The 24,468-nt window shown below is 60.8% G+C and carries 17 protein-coding genes; 10 read left to right on the top strand and 7 right to left on the bottom strand.

The features are described from left to right. Nucleotides 1–180 precede the first annotated feature (180 nt). Nucleotides 181–525 carry a cupin domain-containing protein gene (locus DTP52_RS11000; protein ID WP_024781087.1) on the bottom strand — a complete coding sequence of 115 codons (345 nt, stop codon included), beginning with the start codon at nucleotides 523–525 and terminating at the stop codon, nucleotides 181–183. Nucleotides 526–622: 97 nt separating this feature from the next. Further along, on the bottom strand, nucleotides 623–1,504 hold the full coding sequence (locus tag DTP52_RS11005; RefSeq protein ID WP_109753406.1) for a LysR substrate-binding domain-containing protein: 882 nt from the start codon (nucleotides 1,502–1,504) through the stop codon (nucleotides 623–625). Between the two features lie 229 nt (nucleotides 1,505–1,733). Here DTP52_RS11005 and DTP52_RS11010 point away from each other — a divergent pair, with 229 nt between their 5' ends. Next, entirely contained in the window at nucleotides 1,734–2,498 is a 765-nt protein-coding gene (locus tag DTP52_RS11010) for a sulfite exporter TauE/SafE family protein (protein WP_109753407.1), read from the top strand. Here DTP52_RS11010 and DTP52_RS11015 read toward each other — a convergent pair. Next, the gene (locus DTP52_RS11015; protein ID WP_109753408.1) at nucleotides 2,488–2,802 is read right to left on the bottom strand and encodes a putative quinol monooxygenase; all 315 of its coding nucleotides are present in this window, start codon (nucleotides 2,800–2,802) and stop codon (nucleotides 2,488–2,490) included. The genes DTP52_RS11010 and DTP52_RS11015 overlap by 11 nt on opposite strands. 201 nt (nucleotides 2,803–3,003) lie before the next feature. On the opposite strand from DTP52_RS11015, the gene DTP52_RS11020 reads away from it, so the two are divergent. The 3 genes from DTP52_RS11020 (at nucleotide 3,004) to DTP52_RS11030 (ending at nucleotide 5,614) form a co-directional block, all read left to right on the top strand. Next, nucleotides 3,004–3,594, top strand: coding sequence for an NAD(P)H-dependent oxidoreductase (locus tag DTP52_RS11020; protein WP_109753409.1), 591 nt, complete (start codon nucleotides 3,004–3,006; stop codon nucleotides 3,592–3,594). Between the two features lie 111 nt (nucleotides 3,595–3,705). Continuing rightward, nucleotides 3,706–4,617 carry a LysR family transcriptional regulator gene (locus tag DTP52_RS11025; RefSeq protein WP_109753410.1) on the top strand — a complete coding sequence of 304 codons (912 nt, stop codon included), beginning with the start codon at nucleotides 3,706–3,708 and terminating at the stop codon, nucleotides 4,615–4,617. 103 nt (nucleotides 4,618–4,720) lie between these two features. Next, nucleotides 4,721–5,614 (top strand): NAD-dependent epimerase/dehydratase family protein, encoded by an 894-nt coding sequence (locus DTP52_RS11030; RefSeq protein ID WP_109753411.1) that lies wholly within the window; start codon nucleotides 4,721–4,723, stop codon nucleotides 5,612–5,614. A 193-nt stretch (nucleotides 5,615–5,807) separates the two neighbouring features. Here DTP52_RS11030 and DTP52_RS11035 read toward each other — a convergent pair whose 3' ends face one another. After that, the gene (locus tag DTP52_RS11035; RefSeq protein WP_109753412.1) at nucleotides 5,808–7,253 is read right to left on the bottom strand and encodes a SulP family inorganic anion transporter; all 1,446 of its coding nucleotides are present in this window, start codon (nucleotides 7,251–7,253) and stop codon (nucleotides 5,808–5,810) included. A gap of 313 nt (nucleotides 7,254–7,566) precedes the next feature. On the opposite strand from DTP52_RS11035, the gene DTP52_RS11040 reads away from it, so the two are divergent. The 6 genes from DTP52_RS11040 to DTP52_RS11065 all read left to right on the top strand — a co-directional run bounded on the left by DTP52_RS11040 (nucleotide 7,567) and on the right by DTP52_RS11065 (nucleotide 12,515). Continuing rightward, complete coding sequence (locus DTP52_RS11040; protein ID WP_109753413.1) at nucleotides 7,567–8,916, top strand: gluconate:H+ symporter; 1,350 nt, start codon at nucleotides 7,567–7,569, stop codon at nucleotides 8,914–8,916. Nucleotides 8,917–8,943: 27 nt separating this feature from the next. Beyond that, nucleotides 8,944–9,804, top strand: a complete 861-nt coding sequence (locus DTP52_RS11045; RefSeq protein ID WP_109753414.1) for a MurR/RpiR family transcriptional regulator — start codon at nucleotides 8,944–8,946, stop codon at nucleotides 9,802–9,804. A gap of 1 nt (nucleotide 9,805) precedes the next feature. Then, complete coding sequence (locus tag DTP52_RS11050) at nucleotides 9,806–11,278, top strand: amidohydrolase family protein (protein WP_109753415.1); 1,473 nt, start codon at nucleotides 9,806–9,808, stop codon at nucleotides 11,276–11,278. Nucleotides 11,279–11,402: 124 nt separating this feature from the next. Then, entirely contained in the window at nucleotides 11,403–11,771 is a 369-nt protein-coding gene (locus DTP52_RS11055; protein WP_109753416.1) for a glyoxalase superfamily protein, read from the top strand. A gap of 79 nt (nucleotides 11,772–11,850) precedes the next feature. Next, entirely contained in the window at nucleotides 11,851–12,096 is a 246-nt protein-coding gene (locus DTP52_RS11060; RefSeq protein ID WP_109753715.1) for a plasmid stabilization protein, read from the top strand. Next, nucleotides 12,093–12,515 carry a type II toxin-antitoxin system VapC family toxin gene (locus DTP52_RS11065; protein ID WP_109753417.1) on the top strand — a complete coding sequence of 141 codons (423 nt, stop codon included), beginning with the start codon at nucleotides 12,093–12,095 and terminating at the stop codon, nucleotides 12,513–12,515. The genes DTP52_RS11060 and DTP52_RS11065 overlap by 4 nt, the downstream gene beginning before the upstream one ends. A 119-nt stretch (nucleotides 12,516–12,634) precedes the next feature. Here DTP52_RS11065 and DTP52_RS11070 read toward each other — a convergent pair whose 3' ends face one another. The 3 genes from DTP52_RS11070 to DTP52_RS11080 are packed head-to-tail and all read right to left on the bottom strand — an operon-like array spanning nucleotide 12,635 to nucleotide 24,464. Beyond that, nucleotides 12,635–15,448: an RHS repeat-associated core domain-containing protein gene (locus DTP52_RS11070; RefSeq protein ID WP_109753418.1), complete on the bottom strand. Its 2,814-nt coding sequence runs from the start codon at nucleotides 15,446–15,448 to the stop codon at nucleotides 12,635–12,637. Further along, a complete protein-coding gene (locus DTP52_RS11075) occupies nucleotides 15,445–19,929 on the bottom strand; it encodes a SpvB/TcaC N-terminal domain-containing protein (RefSeq protein ID WP_109753419.1) in 4,485 nt (1,494 codons plus the stop codon). The genes DTP52_RS11070 and DTP52_RS11075 overlap by 4 nt, the downstream gene beginning before the upstream one ends. Continuing rightward, nucleotides 19,926–24,464 carry a neuraminidase-like domain-containing protein gene (locus tag DTP52_RS11080; protein ID WP_109753420.1) on the bottom strand — a complete coding sequence of 1,513 codons (4,539 nt, stop codon included), beginning with the start codon at nucleotides 24,462–24,464 and terminating at the stop codon, nucleotides 19,926–19,928. Before DTP52_RS11080 ends, DTP52_RS11075 begins: the two co-directional genes overlap by 4 nt. Between the last annotated feature and the right edge of the window lie 4 nt (nucleotides 24,465–24,468).

The following is a 24,468-nucleotide window of genomic DNA, read 5'->3' on the forward strand; positions in this document are numbered from 1 at the left end:
GCGAGGGGAATTGTGGGAGCAAGGCTTGCCCGCGATTACAGGCGATGCTGTCTCTGAGGTAACGAGGTGCCTGCATCGCGGGCAAGCCTTGCTCCCACAGATGACTTCCTCGCTACAGAGGTTGTGCAATCTAGGTTGTTTTCCGAGAGACCATGTCGGGTGGTCTCTCGGTTTTTTGCTTCAGGCAAACACGAAATATTTGCGCACGGTCTCGACCACTTCCCACGTGCCTTTCATGCCTGGCTCGATGACGAAGATATCACCGGCCCGCAGATGGATCGGCTCCATGCCTTCCGGGGTGATGATGCAGTAGCCTTCCTGGAAATGGCAGTACTCCCATTTCACATACTCCACATACCATTTGCCGGGTGTGCAGATCCAGGTGCCCATGATCTTGCTGCCGTCTTCGCTGGTGTAGGCGTTGAGGTTGACGGTATGCGGGTCGCCTTCGAGTTTTTCCCATTTGCAGGCATCGAGGACGGGCAGTGGATGGGTGTCGCGCAGGACGGTGATGGGTGCGGTCATGTGAGCTCCGAAAGGGGGCAGAAGAGAACAGCACCCTACCGCGCGACATGAGCGAGGAGATGCCTGTGGTCGACACCGGCCTATCCAGAAGCGCGCATCAGTCGGCAAGATGCCGGGCCAGGGCCCTGGCGTAGGCCGGCAAACCTTCGAAGTTGCGGGCGCATAACAGCAACGCCCGATGGGTCCAGGACTCTTGCAGCGACACACATTGATACGAAGGTTCGGGCGGGCGCCGTTCGACGGCCGCCTTCGGCACGATGGCTACGCCTGCACCATGGGCCACCATGCGAATCATCCCGTCGAAACCATCGGCGCGAATACGGATTTGCATGCGCGAGCCGATGTGCAGCGCCTGCTCTTCCAGGTAAATCGCCAAGGCACTGGATGCGTTCAGGCCGACATAGTCGTGGCTGAGGGTCTCGCTGAACCGTACGGCTCGCCCGTCAGCCAGCGGGTGCCCGGTCGGTAGGATCAATACCAGCGGATCGTCGCGAAACGGCCAGGCCTGAAGGCCATCGGTGTCCACGGCGTCGGAAACGATGCCCAGGTCCGCCGCGCCCTGGCGCAGGGCATGAGTGATTCGTGAGCTGGGCAGTTCCTGCAGGTCGATGTCGAGGTTGGGATGGGTGCAGAGGAAACCGGCCAGCAGTTCGGGCAGGTACTCGGTCATGGCGCTGGTGTTGCACAGCAGCCGCACCCGGCCTTTGACGCCCTTGGCATATTCGGCCATGTCCTGTTGCAGGCGTTCGGCCTGTTGCAGCAGGACCCGGGCGTGCTCGGCCAGGGCCTTGCCGGCCGGAGTGGGGGTTACACCTCGCCGTCCGCGTTCAAGCAGGTCGATGCCCACGGAGGCTTCCATGGCACGGACTCGCGCACTGGCCGCGGCCAGGGACAAATGGCTGCGGACCGCACCGGCGGTGATGTTGCCGGTGTCGAGGATGTTCAGGTAGAGGCGCAGATCGGTGAGGTCGAAGTGCATGGGCGATGTGATCCTGTCCGGGTCTGGGGTGGCTGGTGCATTGCTATCGCGAGCAGGCTCGCTCCCACAGTGGGCCGAGTTTCTCCAGAAAGAGTGCACCCTCCTGTGGGAGCGAGCCTGCTCGCGATAGGGCCAGAAGCATCGACGCATTCCTGCCTCTTGCCAGGCAATAGGCATCCTCAGTATATGGCAGATTTTCAAGTCAGGTCCCGGGGCGCACGATACCCCTATGGACACACTCAGCGCTTTCTATCAAAACCTCGGCCTGGCCCTTTCCCTGCTGGTTATCGGCACCTTTCTGCTGGCCGGCACCATCAAGGGCGTGATCGGCCTCGGCCTGCCGACCATTTCCATGGGCTTGCTCGGGCTGGCTATGGCTCCGGCGCAGGCTGCGGCGTTGCTCATCGTTCCGGCAACCTTGACCAATCTCTGGCAATTGGCTTTTGGCGGCCATCTGCAAGCCCTGATCCGGCGCCTGTGGCCGTTGCTGCTGGCGATATTCCTCGGCACCGGTCTCGGTACGTTGTGGATCGGCATGACGGGAGGCGCTTGGGTGGTACGAGCCTTGGGCGGGGCGCTGCTGCTGTATGCGTTGAGCGGGCTGTTGCTGCCGACGCTGCGGGTCGGCGCCGACGTCGAGTCATGGGGTGCTCCGCTCTGCGGGTTGCTGACCGGGCTCATCACGTCTGCCACCGGAGTGTTCGTCATTCCGGCGGTGCCCTATCTGCAAGCACTGGGCTTGAGCAAGGATGAACTGGTGCAGGCCCTGGGCCTGTCATTCACCGTTTCGACCCTGGCCCTGGCCGCCGGCCTGTTGTGGCGCGGCGAGCTGGGCGGGGGCGAATTGAGCGCTTCGTTGCTGGCGCTGGCACCGGCGCTGCTGGGCATGTGGCTGGGACAATGGCTGCGGCAGCGGATCAGCGCCGTGCTGTTCAAGCGGGTGTTTTTCATTGGCCTCGGCGTGCTCGGCGGCCATTTGCTGATCAGCGGCTAGCCGAGGACGGGCTGAGCATGTCGACGCGGCGGATCTCGAAGTCGCGCTCCAGGTAATCCATGCGTCGCTCGAAGAACTGCTTCATGTGCGGCAGGTTCGAATGCACATCCAAGTGCGCCTGGGAGGCCCAAATCTCGTAAAAGATAAACAGTGTCGGATCTTGCTGGTCCCGCAGCATGTGGTACTCGATGCAGCCGGGCTCGGAGCGGCTCGGTTCGACGTAGGCGCGAAACAGCGCTTCGAAGGCTTCGGCTTTTTCCGGACGGGTCTTGGCGTGCAGGATGAAACCGTGCAATTCACTCATGGGCTGGCTCCTGAAATAAAAAGTGCCTAAGAGCCTACGGCAATAATCGGTCGATCATTCGTGCGTATAGGTCAAATGAGTTTTGCCGCTGCGGTGCTTATTCCGCGCGACGCTCATCGTTACGCTGCCGCCATCGTTTTCAACCTTTCCATTCGGCCGCCATTCAAATGGCCCGCGCCGTGGAACCCGATGAGGCTCCCCATGAAAAAAGTCCTGTTGCTCAATGGCGGCAAACAATTCGCCCACTCCGACGGTCGCTACAACGCCACCCTCCACGACACGGCGGCCAGCGTGCTGGACCGTGGCGGTTTCGATGTCAAAACCACCTTCATCGACGGCGGCTACGACATCAAGGAGGAGGTCGCCAAGTTCCTCTGGGCCGATGTGGTCATTTACCAGATGCCAGGTTGGTGGATGGGCGCGCCCTGGACCGTGAAGAAATACATCGACGAAGTCTTCACCGAAGGCCACGGCAGCCTCTATGCCAGCGACGGTCGGACCCGTTCCGATGCATCGCAGAAATACGGCAGCGGCGGCCTGATTCACGGCAAGCAGTACATGTTGTCGCTGACCTGGAACGCCCCACAGCAAGCCTTCGACGACCCGACTGACTTCTTCGAAGCCAAGGGCGTGGATGCGGTGTATTTCCCGTTCCACAAGGCCAATCAGTTCCTGGGCATGACCGGCCTGCCGACCTTCCTGTGCGTGGACGTGATGAAGCGCCCGAACATCGAAGCCGATGTGGCGCGCTATGAGCAGCATTTGATTGAGGTGTTCGGCCTGAAGGCGTGACCTGTCTTTTGCTACGTATCCCGATACTATCCTGTGGCGAGTGGGGAAACCTGCTTCCACACAGCGGGGATAAATCCCCTCGCCACAAAAGCTCAGTCGACAGGGGGATGCGTGAAAGCCAGATCCGACGAATTGCAGATTTTCGTCTGCGTGATCGAATGCGGATCAATCTCCGCTGCCGCCGAGCAGGTCGGGCAGACACCGTCGGCCGTCAGCCGCACGTTGTCGCGGCTGGAGGCCAAGCTCGAGACCACGCTGATCAACCGCACCACGCGGCGCATGGACCTGACCGAAGAGGGCAAGTATTTCTTCGAGCAGGCCAAGGGTATCCTCGATCAGATGGACGAGCTGGAAGAGCGCCTGTCGTCCCGCCAGAAGAACCCCGCAGGACGGTTGCGGATCAACGCGGCCTCGCCGTTCATGCTGCACGCCATCGTCCCGCACATCGAAGAGTTTCGTAAGCTCTACCCGGACATCCAGCTCGAACTCAACAGCAACGACCTGATCATCGACCTGCTGGAGCAAAGCACCGACATCGCCATTCGCATCGGCACCCTCACCGACTCGACCCTCCATGCCCGCGCCCTGGGCTGCAGTCCGTTGCACATCCTCGCCAGTCCGGCCTATTTGAAGCAGCACGGCACACCCACAAGCGTCGCCGAACTGGCGGACCATGCGTTGCTGGGCTTTGCTCAGAACGAAGGGCTCAACCAGTGGCCGCTGCGTCATGTGCACGGCGATCGCTGGGCGATCCAGCCAGCCATCAGCGCTTCCAGCGGCGAAACCGTGCGCCACTTGGCGCTGCAAGGGCAGGGCATTGCCTGCCTGTCGGATTTCATGACTCGCGAAGACATCCAGGCCGGTCGGCTGAAGGTGCTGCTGGCCGACGCCAACAGCGGATATCGCCAACCGATCAATGCGGTGTACTACCGCAATTCCCAACTGGCCCTGCGGATCCAGTGCTTCCTGGACTTCATCCAGGGCAAGCTCGCTGAATACGCCTCACGGGAATTCAAAAGCTGATTCGTGACTTCAAGGCAAGAGTGATTTGGGCAATGTGGGCTGTTTCGTCAAGGAGCGGTCCTCGATACTCGGTTCAATCACTGATGCAGCCAAGAGGTTTTCCATGAACGTATTCGTCACCGGCGCTGCCGGTTTTATCGGCGGATCCATCGCCACCGGCCTGGTACGCGCCGGGCATCACGTCACCGGTCTGGTGCGCAACCCCGAACAGGCGAGCGAACTGACCGCGCTGGGTATCCAGCCGGTCATCGGCACCCTGGAAGACAGCGCGCTGCTCACCGCCCAGGCGCGTGCCGCCGACGCCGTGATCAATGCCGCCAGCAGCGACCATCGCGGTGCGGTCGAAGCCTTGATCGAAGGGCTCAAAGGCTCGAACAAAGTGTTGTTGCACACCAGCGGTTCGAGCATCGTCGGCGACGCTTCGGGCGGTCGTTCCAGCGATGACATCTACTACGAAAACAAGCTGCCGCAACCGACCGCCGACAAGGCTGCCCGCGTCGCGATCGACAACCTGGTCCTGGCGGCGGCGAAGCAAGGCGTGAACTCGGCGGTGATCTGCAACACTCTGATCTACGGCCACAGCCTGGGCGTCAAGCGTGACAGTGTGCAGTTGCCGCGGCTGCTGAAGCAGGCGCGTAAAAGTGGGGTGGTGCGGCATGTGGGGGCGGGGCAGAACATCTGGTCCAACGTGCACATCGAAGACGTGGTCGAGCTGTACAAATTGGCCCTGACCCGCAACGTACCCGGCACGTTCTATTTCGTTGAAAGCGGCGAGGCTTCGTTCATCGACATGACCACGGCCATGGCCCGCGCCTTGAAGCTTGGCGAACCGCAGGATTGGCCGTTGGCCGATGCCGAAGCCGAGTGGGGCTATGAAATGGCCAACTATGGCCTGGGCTCCAACAGCCGGGTACGAGGCAAGAATGCCCGTGAGTTGCTCGGTTGGGCGCCCAAGCGCACTTCGGTGGTGGAGTGGATTCTGAATGAGATGGTGTGAGTTGCATCAGGACTGATGAGAGCGGTCAGTAAAACATAGGACCTGTGGGAGCGGGCTTGCTCGCGAATGCGGTGTGTCAGGCAACATATTCGTCGTCTGACGCACCGCATTCGCGAGCAAGCCCGCTCCCACATGATCCCCAGCGGCCACAGCATCTTATTCACCACATGCCTCTTGTGGCGATCATGAAACTTCAGTCGTGCTGCACGCCCGCCCGCTTGAGCATTTGTTTGCAACGCTCGGACAGGTGAAACACCCGCAGGTGTTTGCCCGCTTTGCCGTAGCGTTCGCGCAGAGTCTTGAGCGCGGCAATGGCCGAGTAGTCGACGAAGCGCAAGTGACGGCAATCGAGGGTCACCAGGGCCGGGTCGTTGGCTGGGTCGAACAGGTTGAGGAACGGCGTCGTCGAGGCGAAGAACAGCGTGCCGTGCAAGCGATAGAGTTTGCTGCCATCGGCTTCCAGGTGCATGTCGGCGTACAGCTCCCGTGCCTGTTGCCAGGCGAAGTTGAGCGCCGCGATCACGATGCCGCAGAGCACGGCCACGGCCAGGTCGGTGAATACCGTGATGACAGTCACCGCGATGATGACTAGCACGTCGTTCGCCGGCACTTTGTTGAGCACCCGCAACGAAGCCCAGGCAAAGGTCTGCTGTGACACCACGAACATCACACCCACCAGCGCCGCCAGCGGGATACGCTCGATCAGCGGCGACAGGAACAACACGAACAGCAACACCATCACCCCGGCCACCACACCCGACAGCCGCCCGCGCCCGCCCGAACTGAGGTTGATCATCGTCTGGCCGATCATGGCGCAACCGCCCATGCCACCGAACAGGCCAGAGGCGATGTTGGCCGCGCCCAACGCCACGCATTCACGGTCCGGGTAACCACGGCTTTCGGTGATTTCATCGGTCAGGTTCAGGGTCAGCAGGGTTTCCAGCAAACCGACCATCGCCATGATCACCGCGTAGGGCGCGACGATCTGCAAAGTCTGAAGGTTCCAGGGAATGTCCGGCAGGGCAAAGGCTGGCAAGCCGCCGGCGATGTGGGCCATGTCGCCCAGCGTCCGGGTCGGCAGGCCGAGCAGGTCGACCGCCAGGCCAACACCGAGGATGGCCACCAGGGCTGGTGGCACGCTGCGGGTCAGGCGTGGCAGCAGGTAGACGATGGCCATGGTCAGCGCCACCAGGCCGGCCATCACGTACAGCGGCGGGCCGCTCAGCCAGGCCTCGCCATTCTTGAAGTGTTCCAACTGGGCCAGGGCAATGACGATCGCCAGGCCGTTGACGAAGCCGAGCATCACCGGGTGCGGCACCATGCGCACCAGCTTGCCCAGTCGCAACAGCCCGAACGCCATCATGATCAGCCCACCCAGCAACACGGTCGCCAACAGGTACTGCACGCCGTGCTGCACCACCAGCGCGACGATCACCACGGCCATCGACCCCGCCGCGCCCGACACCATCCCGGGCCGACCGCCAAACAATGCGGTCAGCGTGCAGAGGATGAACGCGCCGTACAGCCCCATCAATGGGTTGAGATGGGCCACCAGGGCGAAGGCGATGCACTCGGGGAGCAAGGCGAAAGAAGTGGTGAGGCCGGCGAGGGCGTCGGCGCGAAGGCGTGCTGGTTTCATGGTTTTCCTGACTGGGCGCCGGTGGAGCGTCGGCTGCCGGGGAGTGGTGCAAAAAAAACAGGGGGCGATGGTACGGAATTGAGTGCGGAGCGGCCAGCGGTCTGTGGCGAGGGGATAAATCCCCTCGCCACAGGAGGTCAATTGCGGGATGAAAGTCCGGGGGTGAATTTTCATAGCCGCTGCTTCGCGATGTCCGTCAGCGACAAATTTTATCTGTGCGCGAAAATTACTTTCAGTGAGTTTGAAGATTCGTCGTCGAAATGATTTATGAGTTTCACAACACATCGACGTGACCCCATTCGAGGAGTAACGCATGGCACCTGCTTTCGGTTACTGGCTACTGGTCTACGCGGCCATCGCCATCATTGCGCTGATCGTGCTGATCGCCCGTTATCGGCTCAATCCGTTCATCGTGATTACCCTGGTCTCCATTGGCCTGGCGCTGTTGGCCGGGATGCCGCCGTCGGGTGTGGTAGGGGCCTACGAGGCGGGTGTCGGCAAGACCCTGGGGCACATCGCGCTGGTGGTGGCCTTGGGCACGATGCTCGGCAAGATGATGGCCGAGTCCGGCGGGGCGGAGCGAATGGCGCAGACGCTGATCGAGCGTTTTGGCGAGCGCAACGCCCATTGGGCAATGGTGTGCATCGCGTTCCTGGTCGGGCTGCCGTTGTTCTTCGAAGTCGGTTTTGTGCTGCTGGTGCCCATCGCGTTCACCATCGCCCGGCGTGTGGGCGTGTCGATCCTGATGGTGGGGCTGCCGATGGTCGCCGGGCTTTCGGTGGTCCATGCGCTGGTACCGCCGCATCCGGCTGCGATGCTGGCGGTGCAGGCGTTCCAGGCCTCGGTGGGGCAGACCTTGCTGTACGCGATCCTGATTGGCATTCCCACCGCGATCATCGCCGGGCCCCTGTACGCCAAATTCATCGTGCCGCGCATCCAGTTACCGGCCGACAATCCGCTGGAACGACAATTTCTCGAGCGCGAGCCGCGTGCCGACTTGCCAGGTTTCGGCGTGACCCTGGGGACGATCCTGCTGCCGGTGATCCTGATGCTGATCGGTGGCTGGGCCAACCTGATCTCCACGCCGGGCAGCGGTTTCAACCAGTTCCTGTTGTTCATCGGCAACTCGGTGATCGCCTTGCTGCTGGCGACCATCCTGAGCTTCTGGACCCTCGGCCTGGCCCAAGGCTTCAGCCGTGAATCGATCCTCAAGTTCACCAACGAATGCCTGGCCCCGACCGCCAGCATCACTTTGCTGGTGGGCGCCGGTGGCGGTTTGAATCGGATCCTGGTGGACGCCGGTGTCACGCAACAGATCGTCGGCCTGGCCCAGGAATTCCAGCTGTCGCCACTGGTCATGGGCTGGCTGTTCGCCGCCCTGATGCGCGTCGCCACAGGCTCGGCCACGGTGGCGATGACCACGGCCTCGGGCATCGTCGCGCCGGTGGCGATCGGCCTGGGTTATCCCCATCCCGAACTGCTGGTACTGGCCACCGGGGCCGGCTCGGTGATCTTTTCCCACGTCAACGACGGCGGCTTCTGGCTGATCAAGGAATACTTCAATATGACCGTTGCCCAAACCTTCAAGACCTGGACGGTATTGGAAACGCTGATCTCCGTGGTCGCGTTCGCCTTGACCCTCGGGCTTTCGCGCTTGCTCTGAGCGCACCGTAACGCCACAGGAGCCGCCATGGACATCCTCTACCAGATCCGCTCCCGCCAGGATTCTTTCAGCGCTGGCGAAGGAAGAATCGCCCGGCTGATGCTCGACGACGTAGGCTTTGCCGCCTCCGCCAGCCTCGATGAACTGGCCCAACGGGCCGAAGTCAGCAGTGCCACGCTGTCGCGTTTTGCCCGCACCGTCGGTTGCCGCGACCTTCGCGACTTGCGCCTGCAACTGGCCCAGGCCAGTGGCGTCGGCAGTCGTTTTCTCGACCCGGCCGGGGCGCCAGAACAGTCGGCGTTCTATGGGCAGATCGTCGGCGATATCGAGTCGACCTTGCGCCAGCATCTGTCGGGGTTCGTAGAGTCACGGTTTGGCGATGCCGTACGGATGATCGGCAAGGCACGGATGGTTCATGCATTCGGCCTCGGTGGTTGGTCGGCCTTGTGCAGTGAGGAGTTGCAGGTGCGGCTGGTGCGTTTCGGCTACCCGATCTCCGCGTGCCGCGACCCGGTGATGATGCGCATCACGGCCACATCCCTGAGTGAACATCACCTGGTCATTGCCTGCTCGCTCACCGGCATCACTCCGGAATTGCTCGGCGCGGTGGAATTGGCTCGCAGCTACGGCGCGGCGATCCTGGCCATCACCCGTGCCGACTCGCCGCTGGCCCGGCTGGCGGATGTGGTGTTGCCCCTGCAAGGCGCTGAAACCTCGTTCATCTATAAACCTACAGCGGCGCGCTACGGCATGCTGCTGGCCATCGATGTGCTCGCCACCGAACTGGCATTGACTCACCCTGAAGACAATCAAGAGCGCCTGCGGCGGGTCAAGCTCGCCCTGGACGATTACCGCGGCGGCGACGATGACTTGCCGCTGGGAGACTGACATGCCCTACGACACCCTTATCCGCAACGCATTGGTCATCGATGGCAGCGACCGCCCCGGCTACAACGCCGACGTGGCGATTCGCGCCGGGCGCATCGAGCGCATTGGTGACCTGGGCGATGCCCCGGCGCTTGAAGAAGTCGACGCCGCTGGCCGCGTACTGGCGCCAGGTTTTATCGATGTGCACACCCACGACGACACGGTGGTCATTCGCCAGCCGCAAATGCTGCCCAAGCTCAGCCAGGGCGTGACCACGGTCATCGTCGGCAACTGCGGCATCAGTGCCGCGCCGGTCAGCTTGCGGGGCGACCCGCCGGACCCGATGAACCTGCTCGGCACGGCCCAGGCGTTCGCCTACCCGCGCTTCGCGGATTATCGCGGGGCGGTGGAAGCGGCCATGCCGGCGATCAACGTAGCGGCGCTGGTGGGCCACACGGCGTTGCGCAGTAACCACATGGACGATTTGTTGCGCACTGCCAGCGTCGGAGAAATCGCCGCCATGCGCCAGCAACTGCGCGAAAGCCTGGAAGCCGGCGCACTTGGCCTGTCCACCGGCCTGGCCTATGCCAACGCGTTTTCGGCATCCACCGACGAAGTCATGCAACTGAGCGAAGAGTTGAAGGCCTTCGGTGCGATCTACACCACCCACCTGCGCAGCGAATTCGAGCCGGTGCTCGAAGCCATGGACGAGGCGTTCCGCATTGGCCGTCACGCCCAAAGCCCAGTGATCATTTCCCACCTCAAGTGCGCGGGTGCCGGTAACTGGGGGCGTAGTCCACAGGTGTTGGCAGCGCTGGAAAACGCTGCAAAAAACCATCCGGTCGGTTGCGACTGTTATCCCTACGCGGCCAGCTCCTCGACCCTGGATCTCAAGCAGGTGACCGACGCCCATCGCATCACCATCACCTGGTCGAGCCCGCATCCGCACGTGGGTGGTCGCGATCTCGCCGACATCGCCAGCGATTGGGGCGTGTCGTTGCTGGACGCAGCGCGTCGTTTGCAACCGGCCGGCGCGGTGTACTACGGCATGGACGAAGGCGACGTACGACGCATCCTTGCCCACCCGCTGTCCATGGTCGGCTCCGACGGCTTGCCCGAGGACCCGTTTCCCCATCCGCGCTTGTGGGGCGCATTTCCACGGGTGCTGGGACATTTCAGTCGCGACATCGGGCTCTTTCCTTTGCACACCGCTGTGCACAAAATGACCGGCCTTTCAGCGGCGCGCTTCGGCCTGAGGGATCGTGGCGAAATTCGTGAAGGGCATTGGGCGGACCTGGTGTTGTTCAATCCACACACCGTTCGCGACGTGGCCGATTTCAACGAACCTCAACGGGCTGCCGAAGGGATTGATGGCGTGTGGGTCAATGGTGTCTTGAGCTATCGCGAAGGGCAGGCAAACGGGCGTCGGGAAGGGCGGTTCCTGGCGCGCGAGGGCGATCTGCGCCAGGGGTTCAGGCCATCCCATGGCATGTAAGCGGCTGAAAATGTGTAAATTGACGTCACAATAATGGCACTGCGACACTAAAGAAGCCGGGTTTAAAGCCGAAGCATTGGAGTCAACCCATCTACACTGGGTCTTTTCAGCCAGGGAGCAACCCATGAGCTTCGGTAAAACCACTCCGATCCTGCGGATCTTCGATGAAGCCAAGGCGTTGGCGTTCTACGTCGACTTCCTGGGCTTTACCGTCGACTGGCAACACCGCTTCGGTAACGACTTCCCGCTGTACCTGCAAGTCTCCCGCGGCGACTGCGTGCTGCACCTGTCCGAGCACCATGGCGATTGCACACCGGGCTCGGCGTTGCGGATCGAGACCGATGAGCTGGAAGCTTTCCAGCAGCAATTGCAGGCCAAGCAATACCGCTATGCCCACCCACAGATCCAGGCCATGCCCTGGGGTAGCCAGGACATGGCGATCAGTGATCCGTTCGGGAATCGGTTGGTGTTTACCAATGCGATTAATGTCTGAACCGTTTGGCACCCCGTCCTCCTGATAACGCAGGATGTGTTAGCCTCAATCAATGATTTCATTGATTGCAGGAGGCATCGTGGCCAGCATCACCATTCGAAACCTTGACGACCAGATCAAAGAACAACTGCGAATAGCCGCTGCCCATAATGGGCATTCGATGGAAGAAGAGGCTCGGTTGATCTTGGGAAAGGCATTGGCCTCTGTTAATCAAGCAGGAGGTCTTGGCAGCCGGATCCGCAACAGGTTCAGCGCAAGCGGCGGGGTTGAGCTCGATTTGCCTTCGCGGCAGGAGAAGGCGAAGGCGGCGGATCTTTCCGAATGATCGTGCTTGATACCAATGTCCTGTCAGAGTTCATGCGGTTTGAGCCCGATCCTAGAGTGTTGGCTTGGGTCGACGAGCTGCCGGCGATGGATCTTGCGATCACTGCGGTGACCGTGGCGGAAATTCTCCATGGCATTGCCCGACTCCCATCCGGTAAGCGTAAACAGAAATTTGAAGCCCATGCGATGGCGATGTTCGAAGAGGACTTTGTCGGGCGAATATTTCCGTTTGACGCCCATGCCGCCGTTGAGTACGCGACGCTGGTGGAGAACTGCGAAGCAAGGGGGCGGGCGATGTCGATGGCCGACGCGCAGATTGCTGCTATTTGCCGAGCCCACGGCACTTCGATTGCGACTCGAAATGTTCGGAATTTTGAGTTTTCCGGGGTCGAGATGATTAATCCTTGGCAGTCCGAGTAGCGAGTTTTATCTGATCATTCACGCGTTTCAGGTCATACCCTGAAATCCAGGGGATGATCGTCAATGCTCGGTTCATATACCTGATATGAACCGATCAAGTTCTGCATCAAGACTCCCACTCAAGACGCACTGCCAGAACGCCGGGGTCGATTTATTTCCGATACGTGAAAGTTGTACAACCCATAGTTTCTAGGGTTGCGACCAGTCGGGATGTTGACCTCTTCGGGGATAATGCCGCTGCAGTTGAAGCAGGCGATGAAAGGCTCCGGTTGCGTCACGCTGGTCAACTTTTCGGTGAACAGATGCGTATCCGAAAGTACCCTTTCAACTTGACCCGGGTAGAGCGCAACGACTGAGTTGAGCGCACGCACTTCTCCATGAGCCCCAGGCCCTCCGGTGCGCACCGGAATGATCCCGTTGGATTTCTCGATGTGCGTTGCAATGAGTTTCTGGGTGGGTTGCTGGAGTTCGTGGAGGGTCTCGAGCGTCCTGCTCAGCGTCGGTTCGAGTTTCAGCACCTCAGGATCTACCTCAAATTGGTGGACCGGATCGTTTTTCGTCGCGCTGTACCGTTCGGCCAGGTCCGTCAGGTATTCATCGGTATTGCCGATCTTGTAGCTTCCGAAATCCAGGTAGAACCTGTCGCTTTTGGCGGTACCGTCATAATCCTTGTCCACGCCGCGGTATCCCGCCGGGCCGGATTTGGGCCCGGTAAGGTTGTAGTACTCGTTGAGACCCACATCGTTGTTGCCCTTGCGATCCAGGACGACGCCGTAGGAGTGAACGACCAGGTCCTTGCGTTTCGTTTTGCTGAAGCTTGGGCTGGGGGCGGGTCCGGAACTGACGGCTGCTCGATGATCCCCGGCAGATTGGCGGGCCTTTTTTGCCGGTGGGGGCTGCATCATCGTCTGGGAGCGGGCGTGACCATCAGCTTTCATCCATTGGATGACGTCCTCTTTTCCCAGTCCTTGGTGGTCGACGAACCGCAGCGGATTGTTCCCCACCATGCAATACAGGTTCAACCCATCGATCGCTCCCGCCGGATCGGGGCTGATCCAGCGTTGCAGCCACGGCGCGTAATAGCGCTGCCCGTAGTAATACAGGCCACTGGCATCGCGCTCCTTGCCGGAGTAGCGCAGGGTCCGGTAATCGGCCTCCACGGCCGAACGGGACACCGCCCAAGCGGTGGCCCCGTAAGGCAGGTAGCTTTCCTGGCTGATCAGGTTGCCCTGATCGTCCAGTTCCAATGAGCTTGAGCCCAGGTGGTCGCCGAAGCTGTAGCGCAGTGGGTTGGCGGCAATGGTGGCCGGTCGGCCTTGAGTCCAATGCAGATAACGCACATTGCAGCGCCCCGCCTGCAGGGTAATGACTTCCAGGCGTTCGTTATCCCGCGTGTGAATTTCAAGGCCAGGCAAATAACGCACGTCCCGGGTGTGGACCCTCGCCGCGCCCTGGGTTGTCTGGATCTTGCGTACGCGTTGGCCGCCGCTGTCGTAGTAATAGCGCTCGATGTCATCGGGCGCGTTTTCGCGCCGTACCAACACCACGTTGTCGAGCAGATTGCGCAGGTTCCAGGTCAGCGCCTGGCCCGGGGAGAGCGCCTGCTGGTTGCCGTTGGCATCGAAGTCCACGGCCACGTCGGACGTAGACTGGCCTTTGTTCCAGGCACGCAGGCGATTGCTCGCGGCGGCCACCTCCAGTGTGCGGGTGTAGTGATTGCCGTCGCGACGATGGCGCAATTCGATCAGGTTGCCGCCGGCGTCGTACTCGTAGTGTTCGGTGAAATTGAACAACTGCCCGGGGTCGATGGGTAGTTTGCCGAGGGCTGGAAGGTCCGCGGGGCTGGTCAATCCAGCGGCCTCGCGCCCCGTCGCGCTGATCAATTGATGCAAACTGTCGTAAGTGAACGTGCTGCTGGCTTCGACCCGTTGGTTACTGCCGAACTGCACCGGTTGGGCCTTGTCCTCGAGGTGCATCACGTTACCCACCGGGTCGCAGGTGTAGCGCAGATTCTGCAAGGTTTTGGCAGCCAGCGATGTGCGCAGGGCGGTCAGTCTACCGTTGGCCGGATCGTACACGGCGTGGCTGACGACACCGTTGCCGGCCGTCTGGGACTCGATCTGGCCGGACGGGTTGTAGACGAGATCGCTCACGATGGATTTTTCGGTCGAGGTGTTTCTTATCAGCAGGCCCACGGACTTGAGCTGACCCGCGACATCGAACGAGTAGCGCTGCTGGTGCTGGGCGGCATCGGTCTGCTGGATACACTCGGCGAGTGCGTCGTAGCGCCAGCTTGTCGTGTAGCCGTCGCCCTTTTCCAGCAAGCGATCGCGGTCTTTCTCCTCCGCTGGCCAGTCCAGTCGGTCGGTGACGGTCAGCAGATGCCTGGTCTGGCTGAGGGGTTTGGCGCAAAGCGCATAGTCATGGATCAGCAGGGTACCGGCGCTGTCATCGTGACGGATCAACGCACCGCACCGATTGCGCACCGCGGACTTCGGCGAATTGTCGCCGTATTGCAGGCATTCGACCCTGCGCGGCACGTCGCCTGCCGCTTGTTCATGGACGGCCGTCATGCGCAGTTGCGTGTCGTAGGTGGTCTGCCAATAGCTGCCTCGCTGATCCCAGCAGTGCAATATCTGCCCGGCATCCCCTGGCAGGTACAGGCGCCACCCGGCATCGATACTGTCGAGCAACAGCGTCTTGCCGGACAGGCTGTAGACAGTTTGCAGATTGGCGCCCCCCGTAGCACTGGCAAACAGTCGGGGATCGCGTTGCGCCACCTGTCGTCCCGCCGCGTCATAGTCTTGCTGGGTCACGCGCGCCAGGGACTGTTCCTGGGCGTCGCGCCGGTAGTAAGCGACTTGCCGCACGGCCAGGCCCCGGCTGTCGAAGGCGTTGATCGAGGGCGTCTTGTGATGAAGGCGTGCGCTCATGCTTCACCTCCAACAGTGGCGGCGTGTTCGGACATGACTTCCTGCAGCGTGTCATTCTCGTCTTCGTCCACGGTGTACCAAGGATGGCGGGTGTGTCGCCGCATGTAGGAGACGCCGGCTTGCCTGACCAGGCGCGTGAGGGTGGGGCGTCCGAGGGCGTCGTAGAACTGCCGGTCGTAATGGCCGAATTGACGCAAGGACTCGTCGTTGATGCAGCGATGTTGATCGGCAAAGTAAGGGCGGTAGATGCGCACCGCCAAGCCTTTGCTGTTGTATTCCACCCGTTCACTGACACGCCAGCGCCTTGCGGCGATCTGCTCCTTGGGCGTTCCATCCGTCAGTGTCAGGTCGCCCCTGGCGTCGACGACGTAAGCCATGCCCGGTTCGACGAGTTGCTTGCTTTGCAGGGTTCGCCCGAAGCCATCGAAACAGGTGACGGCGATGCGGATTTGTTTTCGGTCGTCATCGGGGTAGCGGTCGGCGACCAGTGTGGCGATGTGCACCGGTTCACGCAGCGCGGCCTTGAGTTCGTTTTTCAGCTTGAGGTCATCGGCCGAGAGTGCCTGAAGCTCCGCCAGCCGGTTTCGAGCCGACGCGCAGATATGCCCGCCAGGAAGCAGGTCGCCGTTGTTCACGCAACGCGCCAGCCAGTCGGTGTCCGCCAGGGCCGCCGTGGATACGCACCCCATCCAGCTGAAGGGCGCGTAATAGAGCGCCGTGGCGGCGTCCTGCAGGGCGTCCCGGCTTTGGCTGATGGCCGCTATCGGGCTGCTGAACGGTGGTGGTTTGAACTGCGCAAGCGGTTTGAAACCCCGTGGCCCGTGGTGCTCGTTGCCATAAAAGGAGGTGGCCAACACTTGGCCGAAAGCATCGAGCAGGCCTTCCTGCACATTGCCGTTGGGGTCGGTGACGCGCCGGGGCTGGAGCGAACGGTAATCATAGGTCGCCTCGGTGGCACAACCATCAGGCAGTTGGAACCGGGTGAGCACACAGTGACGGTTGTCGTGGCTGATCTCGATCACGCCATGGCTTTCGCTCGGCTGTAGGGTGCGGATTTTGTAGAACCCGTCCCACGGGGCATAGGTCGCGAAGCCGCTTTTGACTGACCAGAGGCGTACGGGGCGGCTGCTCGCCGGAAGAAAATCGGCCATGCGGTGGTAGTGATTGCGTTCGAGCATTCTTCCCTTGGGGCGTGTTTCCTGGGGCAGCAAACGGAAGGCCTTGAGGGCGTTTTCGTCCAGCTCGGCCGTTTCCAGATGGTCGGTCAGGGCCTGGAAGTCCGCGACGCCATCCGCCAGGGTGGCTGGGCTCAAAGCGTCTTTGTAGCGCTGCACGGTCAGGCCGGTCAGCGTGCTCTGGTTCGTCCAGGTTATTTGCTTCACGCGTTCGCTGAAGGTTTCGAAGGTCATGTCCTGCGGCGCCAGCCCACCGGCTTCGGGAGCCTTGGGGCATCGCAACGCTTGGGTACGCTGGCGATAAGGCAGGCCCAACCGCCACGCCTGAGGCGCTTGCAGGTGGATGAATTCGGCCCGGGTTTCGTTCAGGTAGTAAAACTGCTGCGCCGGATCATGCGCATCGCGCCACCATCGTTGTTGGTCGACATCGCTGAACGGTGGGTTATCGTCGGCGGTTTTCCTGCGGGCGTAATGGATGTCCAGGCTGTGGGTGAGCGCGCCGTACTGGTCGTGTTGCAGGTTCAAGGTGTGCTGGCATTGCGGGTCATCGACGGTGCCTTCGTATTGATACGTGATGGATTCCAGCGGCAGCGGTAGCATCCGGGCGTAGGACCGATGGCTGTCGGGCGCTTGCAGCAGGCGTATGCGATAGCGGTGTTCCTGGACCGAGTACAGGGTCCGGGTTTTCCGGCGCCTGTCGACCCCGAATGTTTCGCTTCGCAGCACATGGCCACTCAACGCGCGGGCCATTTCAATGCGGGTGGCTGGGGTTGGCGCGGCCACGGGGATGTCGTGCCCTGCCTCGCCCTGGTATTGGCAAAGCAGCGCTTTGCCCAGCGCCACGGCTTGCGGGTCGTCGTTGTAGCCGATACGGGGCATGTCCACCGTTTTTCCGGTGTGGAACCAGGTCTTCTTCAGGCTGGGCATGGTGAAGCCCTGGGCGTCGGCATCGTCGGGGTTGGTTTCATTGTCGGTTTCCAGCAACAGGCCGAAGCCGCGAAACTCGCGCTCGACGCCGTCGTAGTAGCCTTGGCGATAGGCAAACTTGCGGGTCAGTCGATTGCCGGTGATTTCATCCTCCCGGGTCTGGCTCGAAACCAGATGCAGTGCCATGGGCACATGACAGACCGCAGGCGTGCCGGCCTTGGTATGGGCGGCTTTTTCATCCAGCCATTCCTGCGCCGAGCTGCGGTAGCTGATGGTTTCGCTGGCACCCATGTTGTTGTGTGTGCCGGTGAGCAGATACGGTTTCGACTCGACGAAATCGTAGCGCCAGTGTTGCGGTGTGATGTGCGGCACGCTCAGGATCAGGCTGGAGCAGCCGAGCCCCCGCAGGTCGGCGATGCTCACCTGGCATAAGTTGTCGTAACGCAGTCCGGGAGGCCAGGGCAGTGCGACCGCTGGGCGAAAACCCTGGCCGCAGCGGTTCATGAAGATCAGTGCCTGGTTTGCTTGCAGATAAATCAGGTCGACGGCGCCGGAGCCATCCAGATCCGCCAGGCGAATACGCGAGGCATCGAAGGTTTCGTAGGCAAGTCCGGGAAAGTCCAGCACGATGCCCTTGCCAAAACGCCCGTGGCCCAGGTTTGGCCAGCACGTCACTTCGTTGTGGCGAATGCGCACCAAGTGCTGCTGGCCGCTGCCCAGCACATCGCTGAACGCCACCAGTTCGCCGGGTGAGGCGTTGAATACCGCCAGGGCATCTTCATGCTCGTCGCGGGCGACTTCCAGCGGGGCGGCAAAACCGTGTTCCCGCTGGTTGACGTACAGGCGAACGCTGCGCGGGCCGATCAAGACCAGATCGCCGAGCCCTTCGCCCGTCAGGTCGGCCAACTGCCCTTGTGGGCTGAAAAACTCTGTTGGAAACGCGTTGAACGTGGCGAAATCCGCCCAGCTCCGATCGGCGCCGAGGGAGAAAAAACCGCTCAGCCCCGGTTGGGCAACGAGCCAGTCCAAACGACCATCACCGGTCAGGTCGTTCAATGACTGACGCATCGGTTTCCCATGGTCGGCAACCGGGATATGGGGCAGCTCCCGCCACGGGGCATAAGCCACTTTGTCGCTTTTGGCCTTGGCCCGCACGGGTTCGCGGTAAAGCCAACCTGCGTCGCTTTGATAGAGCACGCCCGGCAGGCCTTCGCCGTACAAATCCACCAGTTGATAACGGTGACCATCGTTGAGCCCCGGCAAGTCGTCAAAGCGTTGCCAGGCGCGGGCTTGCAACCGGGGCTTGAATTCGCTGTAGCTGAACTCGACGGGGGGCCGGCCGTCGACGGTTGTCCCATCGCCGAATGCCTGGTCATGGGCGGCGCTCAGTTGGTGCAAACCCAGGGATGTCTGGCGATAAGCGAGTAACAGGCGTCTCACCAGGATGGGGGCAGCCCCCAGTTCTTCGGGAAAACGGTGAAACATCAGGACCTGGCGGCACAGGCGTTCGGTGCGTAATTCAAAACCGTAGGCGAAGCTTGCAAAACCATCGCTACGGGTTGCCCACTGCTGGCCTTCATACGGCGGTTTCTGTTCGTAGGCTGTGGTCCGTTCACCGTAGTCGAACACCAATTCGAAGTGCCATTGTACGGGCGCGAGCCGGTCTGTTTTCCATGAGTACAGGTGTGGATCGGCTTTGAAATTGCCATAGCTCACCCGGCTCAAATAGCGTTGGGCCGTTGCGTCGGCCTTGTATTGGTAAAGGATGTGCTCGCCGTAAGGGTTCAGGCTCTCCTCCAGCAACCATTCGCCGACACGGCGCGTATCCAGGGAATCGGCTCGACGGGACGCAGGGTTCTTTCCGAACAGATGCAGGCTGCCATCGGCACCGTGCACCAGCCAGAAGCCCGGTTTGTCGTCGGGCGAGGACCAGTGTTCGATGCGGTCGAAGCGGCTTTCGATTCTGGGCAAATACCGGGTGACGGTGTAGGTCGTCCCCAGGTGCAGATCGTTGTAGTGATCGATGCGGGTTGTGGCGATGACGCCTTGCGCGTCGCGCTCGGGCAGCCAGACCACCCCGCTGGGGCCGATGATTTCGTCATCTTCGGTATAGGCCGGCACACCCTTGCCGGTGCGTCGCGCCACGCAGGGCAGCGACAGCTCCCAACCGATGCCGAACACACCGTTGCCGAGCGAGCTGGCATAGCTCAGGGACAAGGGCGGAGCAAAGCCGCGCCCCGGTGAAATCGGCAGGGCAATTTCATAGGAGGCCGTACCGTGGGCGCCGATGGCGGCCCATCCCTTGCCGATACTTTGAATGGCGCCACCGCCCTTGGGCAGTGACGGCGCGGTGACAGGCAGGAGGGGTTGTTCAGTCATTGCGCACCTCCGCCGACCCTGGCCGTGTAGCTCACATGCACGATGACGTCGGTCAGTGAGTCAAGCAGGTCTTTTTGTGCTTCGGGGTTTGGGAAGGTCAGCTGCCACGTGGAGATGGCGCCGGTGTGTTCGAAAGGCAGGTAGCGGTCATCATTGAAATTCAGCGTGAACAGGCCGTTGTCGTCGATGCCCGTAGACAGGGCAATCTGCTGGTTGGCGCGTAGGCTCTGCAGGGTTTTGCCCCGGTCACCCGGGGAGAGGAACACCTTGCTGGCGGTCTGGGTCAGCGTGGCTCGAACGTTTTCGTACGGGCCGACGAGGGCCGGCAAGGACACGCTGATGGTCTTGATCCGTCGCAGGTAATGTTGCTGATCCTTGTAGTCGTCTTCGAACAATTGCTGGGTCAGCTCGAATTCGTAGGTGCCTTTTTTCAAGTCGGCATGGATTTGCGGCCATTCCTTGTTGAGGGTACTGGTCGGGGTGTGGCGTTTGAGCTGGCGCAGCGACACTGTCTTGCGTATCTCCAGTTCCCGCTCGTGACGCCGCAGGTACTCGGCGTGCATCTTCAACAGGTTCATCTTCAGCAGCTCGCCCGCGCCCAGCCCGCGATAGGTCGTATGCCAGGCGCCGGGCTGGATGAAACGCGTGTCGAAGTCGGCAATTTCATACTGCCAACTGGCTTCGGCCGCCAGGCACAGCGCCAGTGTCGCGTCGTAGGCCTGGCGATAGAGCGCGGCAAATTGGCTGTTCAGCCATTGGTACAGTTGTGCCTTGGTAAAGCGCTTGCTGAGAAAATCGTAGTTGGCCTTGGCTTGGCTCAGGGTTGATTCGGCCAGACGCAGTTGCAGGCGAGTCGCGGTTTCCTGCTCGGCGAATTGCGCCAGTTGCGCGTCGATCTGGGCCAGTTCGAGCCGTGACTGATCGTAGGCGTGATGCCATTCATCCCGGCGGCGATCGAATGTGGCCTGACGGTCGAGTTGGGCCGCTACCGTGCGGCTTATGATCGCGGCGCTATGGAAGGCTGCAGAGGATGCGAGCGCTGGTCCCTCCCAACGGCTGCCGCCATTGCTGAAGCCAAAAACGTTCGGAGCCATCATCAGCCCACCTGCCACGATTTGGCAGGTCATTGCCCCGGCTTCCAAGGTGCCGCTGGTCACGTAGAAGTAATTGGCTTTTGTCTCGACGGCACTGAGATCATCGTCCAGCAGTTTTTGGTAATGGGTGATGCGGTTTTGAACAATGGCCTGGCTGGCCAGCAGCGCCTGGCGGTTTTGACGGTCGACGTTCAGGGCCTGGCGTTGCAGGTCAACGGAGACTTTCGCCAGGTCCCAGGCCTGTTGTTGCTGCAGCTCCTGCAACTGGGCCTGTTCCTTGCGCTCGATCAACGACAGCAGCGTGGCGCCGAACTGGCTGATGCTTTCAACGGCGTTCTGAGCCTGACTGTGCATGACCGTGAAGCGATAGTTGGGAATGTGCACCGCCGGCAAGGGGGCCGTAGCACCGTCGCGGGTGTTCGGGGCGCTGATGCCGAGCACGGCGCGTGGGTCCAGCGCAGCCGCGAATACCGGCAAATGCAACGGCTTGCCAGCCATGTCGAGGTTGTGCCGCAAGTTGTACAGGCGACTTTCGGCAACGTCCCAGCACTTGAGCAACTGCGGATTGAACGGCACGCGTAGATATGGGCTATCGATGGCCGCCAGGGTCCCTTGCGAAATGCCGTCTTGCATAAGTGATGGGGGGCTGGTGGCAGGCAGGGGCAGCAAGTTTTCAAAGGTGCGCAGGTCATCATTGTTCGTGTGGCTGAGGGCTCGAAGGCTGATAGCCGTCCAATGATCGACCGGTTGAACGGCCGGGCGTGGCCCCAACAAGTCCAGGGTCCGGACGTACCAAAGCTTTGCTTCGCTGAGGCTGTCCGGTGTCAGCTCGCGGTACGCGGCATCGCCTCGGTTGGTCAGGATGTCGAGGTAGAGGAAATACAGCGCCTTGCGAAAGTGCACCGGATGACTGAGGGCAATTTGATGCGGATCATGGGGCGCCTGGGCGGAATACGAAGGTGTGTCACCGTCGAGCAGAGGGACGCTTCTCCAGCATTCGGCTTTCCTGCGGCTCGGGTCGAAGACATAGCGCAACCAGCGTTCAGCGTCCTCATACCGATGCTCGGCGTTCAAGCGGTGGGCAACCAGCCATGGCAAGTAAAGAAACAGTTCGGTGAAGTAGCGGCCGTAAGGTCCGTGGAAGTCCATCCTGTTGTTTGGGGCGTCGGGCAGGGCGGGTTCCGGCAGTTGTTGAGTGGTCCGGTCGAACAGTTCGTCGAGGCTGTTTTCGGTTCGCCGGATCAGTTCTGCGGCAAATACGGTGTTCAATCGGATCGGTTGGCGCTTTTGGCTTTTGCCGTCGCTGTGCTTGATGGAGGAATTGGTGAAGTCGATGAATTGGGTGGTGCCCAGGTTGGATGTCGGTACGGCGCTAATACTCGGCTGTTCGAGGAACCTGGGCGCCAGGCTCAGTTTGAACGCTTTGAGCGCGAAGGAAATTATTTCATCCGGTTTGTCTGGGCGGGCCAGCGCAACACCATAAAATAACGTATCTCCGTCCCCATTAAGGTCTTCCGCCCGCAAGGGGTGCTCATGGCGACTGGGTAGCTGTTTCACCAGGGGGGATGCGGCGACAGGCTCCAGTTTGTCATACGTTAACGAGTCGGTTTCTATGCCGGCGGGTTGGCGCAAAATTACATATTTTCGGTAGAGCAGCTCTTCTTCATACGAGAAGGGAGTCCGGATATGACTGCGGCCGTGAGGCTCTTGTAACGCCACGGTAACCTTCCCTCGAGGGGCTCCGGTGAAGCGGTCGTTGTAGGTTTTGATCAAGTGGCGTACTGCCGCTACTGAGATCAGCTTTCCAGCCAGACTTTTTGTTGCTGAAGTCGTGAATCCAGGTGAATCCTCACTGTCCAGGACCACGTTGTTCAGGTCATCGAACGACAACTGGTAAGTCATATTGGTGGGGTCGACCAAAGTTATGGCGCTGATTTTGGAATTGTCACGAAGTTTTATGTAAGAAGAGGAGGACAGGTGTTCGTCGACTGGAGGCAGCATGAGCTGAAGCCGTGGAAATACGATGCGAATTTCACTCACGGCAGGGGGGAGGTACGTATCGTCGGCATGGAAGGATAGTATGTGTGTCGAATCGACGGGTTTGTAAATTGCTCCGTTGAAATAGTCATCGAAATTCAAAAGGCTGTTAGTAATATTCTTGGGGCGCGGGATTGAAGCACCCTCGATTTCCAGAAAAGCCAATCTTGTTTGAAAGCGCTGGTCGTGAGGTTCGATGAGCGTCGTATCAAGGAGGGTGTGTTCCTTTTTTTTTGGTTTTTGTTCTTCCGCCTGTTCAATCGTCGTTGCACTGTCAGGCTTATGGGCAAGATTTTTGTCGATGTAGATTGTTCTGATGAAACTAAAGGTATTGATCGACACAGACCCCGAGCCGGCGTTGGGCTTTCGCGCACATAAGGCAAGATACAGTGAGTCTCGCGAGCCCTTGCGATGTTGCGCCGCAACGGTACCTATCAACGGCATGATCGTCTCCAGACCCTGACTGGCAAGCGCCTGATCCTCGCAATACCCTTGCAGGCCCAATCGCGGCGTACTCCAGATGCCATCCTGTTTTTTGAAGCAATAGCTCAAACGCAGCAGCGGATGACTCGCCCTTGGCGGCGAGGCGTCGTCGCTCGAGTGCGCGCTGGCGGCCGACTTATCCTGATGGATGCATTCGGCCCAGACCACGAACAGGCGGTTGTTGAACCAGACCGGACGGATCGAGTGTTCGACCGCGCTTTCGGGGATCGGTACGTCGGCTTTTTCCCAGTCCGACCAGGCATACGGATCCGGCTGATCCAGTTTGGTGGGGGACGATGAGGGACCGTCCAGTGGACGTTGCGCCATGTCCAGCGAGCGCCAGAAGTAAGTGTTTTCGGTACGGGATTTGGCGATGAGGTAGTAGGTGCTGTTGGCAAAGTCCTCGCCATCGATATAGCCGTTGAGAATCGTCAGGTTGGCCACTTCTTCGAATCGGGCCAGGTAGGCCAGGACCGCCGATTGAACCGCATGAGGTTCAATCCGATTCTGGCTGAGGGCGTTTTCCAGTTGCTGGAAGTTGTCGCTCTTGTTCGCCCTCAGGGTCGGGTCCAGATAGGTCGAGGGGAAATACAGCAGCTTTTGATGGGCGGCCCAGGTGGCGTACTGGTGCAGTTCATTGCGCCATGTCTGCCGGTGCTTGGCGCTAACGTCTTGCGGGTCGTAACCGGGCTCCATGTTCATCAGGATACGGTTGATGTATTGCTGCAGGCTGGCAATGGCACAGGCCACCTGCGTGGTAGGCACATCCTGGCTGACCAGTACGTCGAGCAACCAGTATTCATAGAGATCCTGGGCACTCTTGAGCGGCGTGGCATTGTCGGGTGCGACAGTGTTCAGGTAGAACGCCAGCAGCGCATCGCGCAGGCGTTCATCGAGCTGCTTTTTCAGGGCAACGGTCATATTC

Origin of the sequence: Pseudomonas sp. 43mfcvi1.1 (assembly GCF_900115935.1) — a bacterium.
Taxonomy (GTDB): Bacteria; Pseudomonadota; Gammaproteobacteria; order Pseudomonadales; family Pseudomonadaceae; genus Aquipseudomonas; species Aquipseudomonas bijieensis.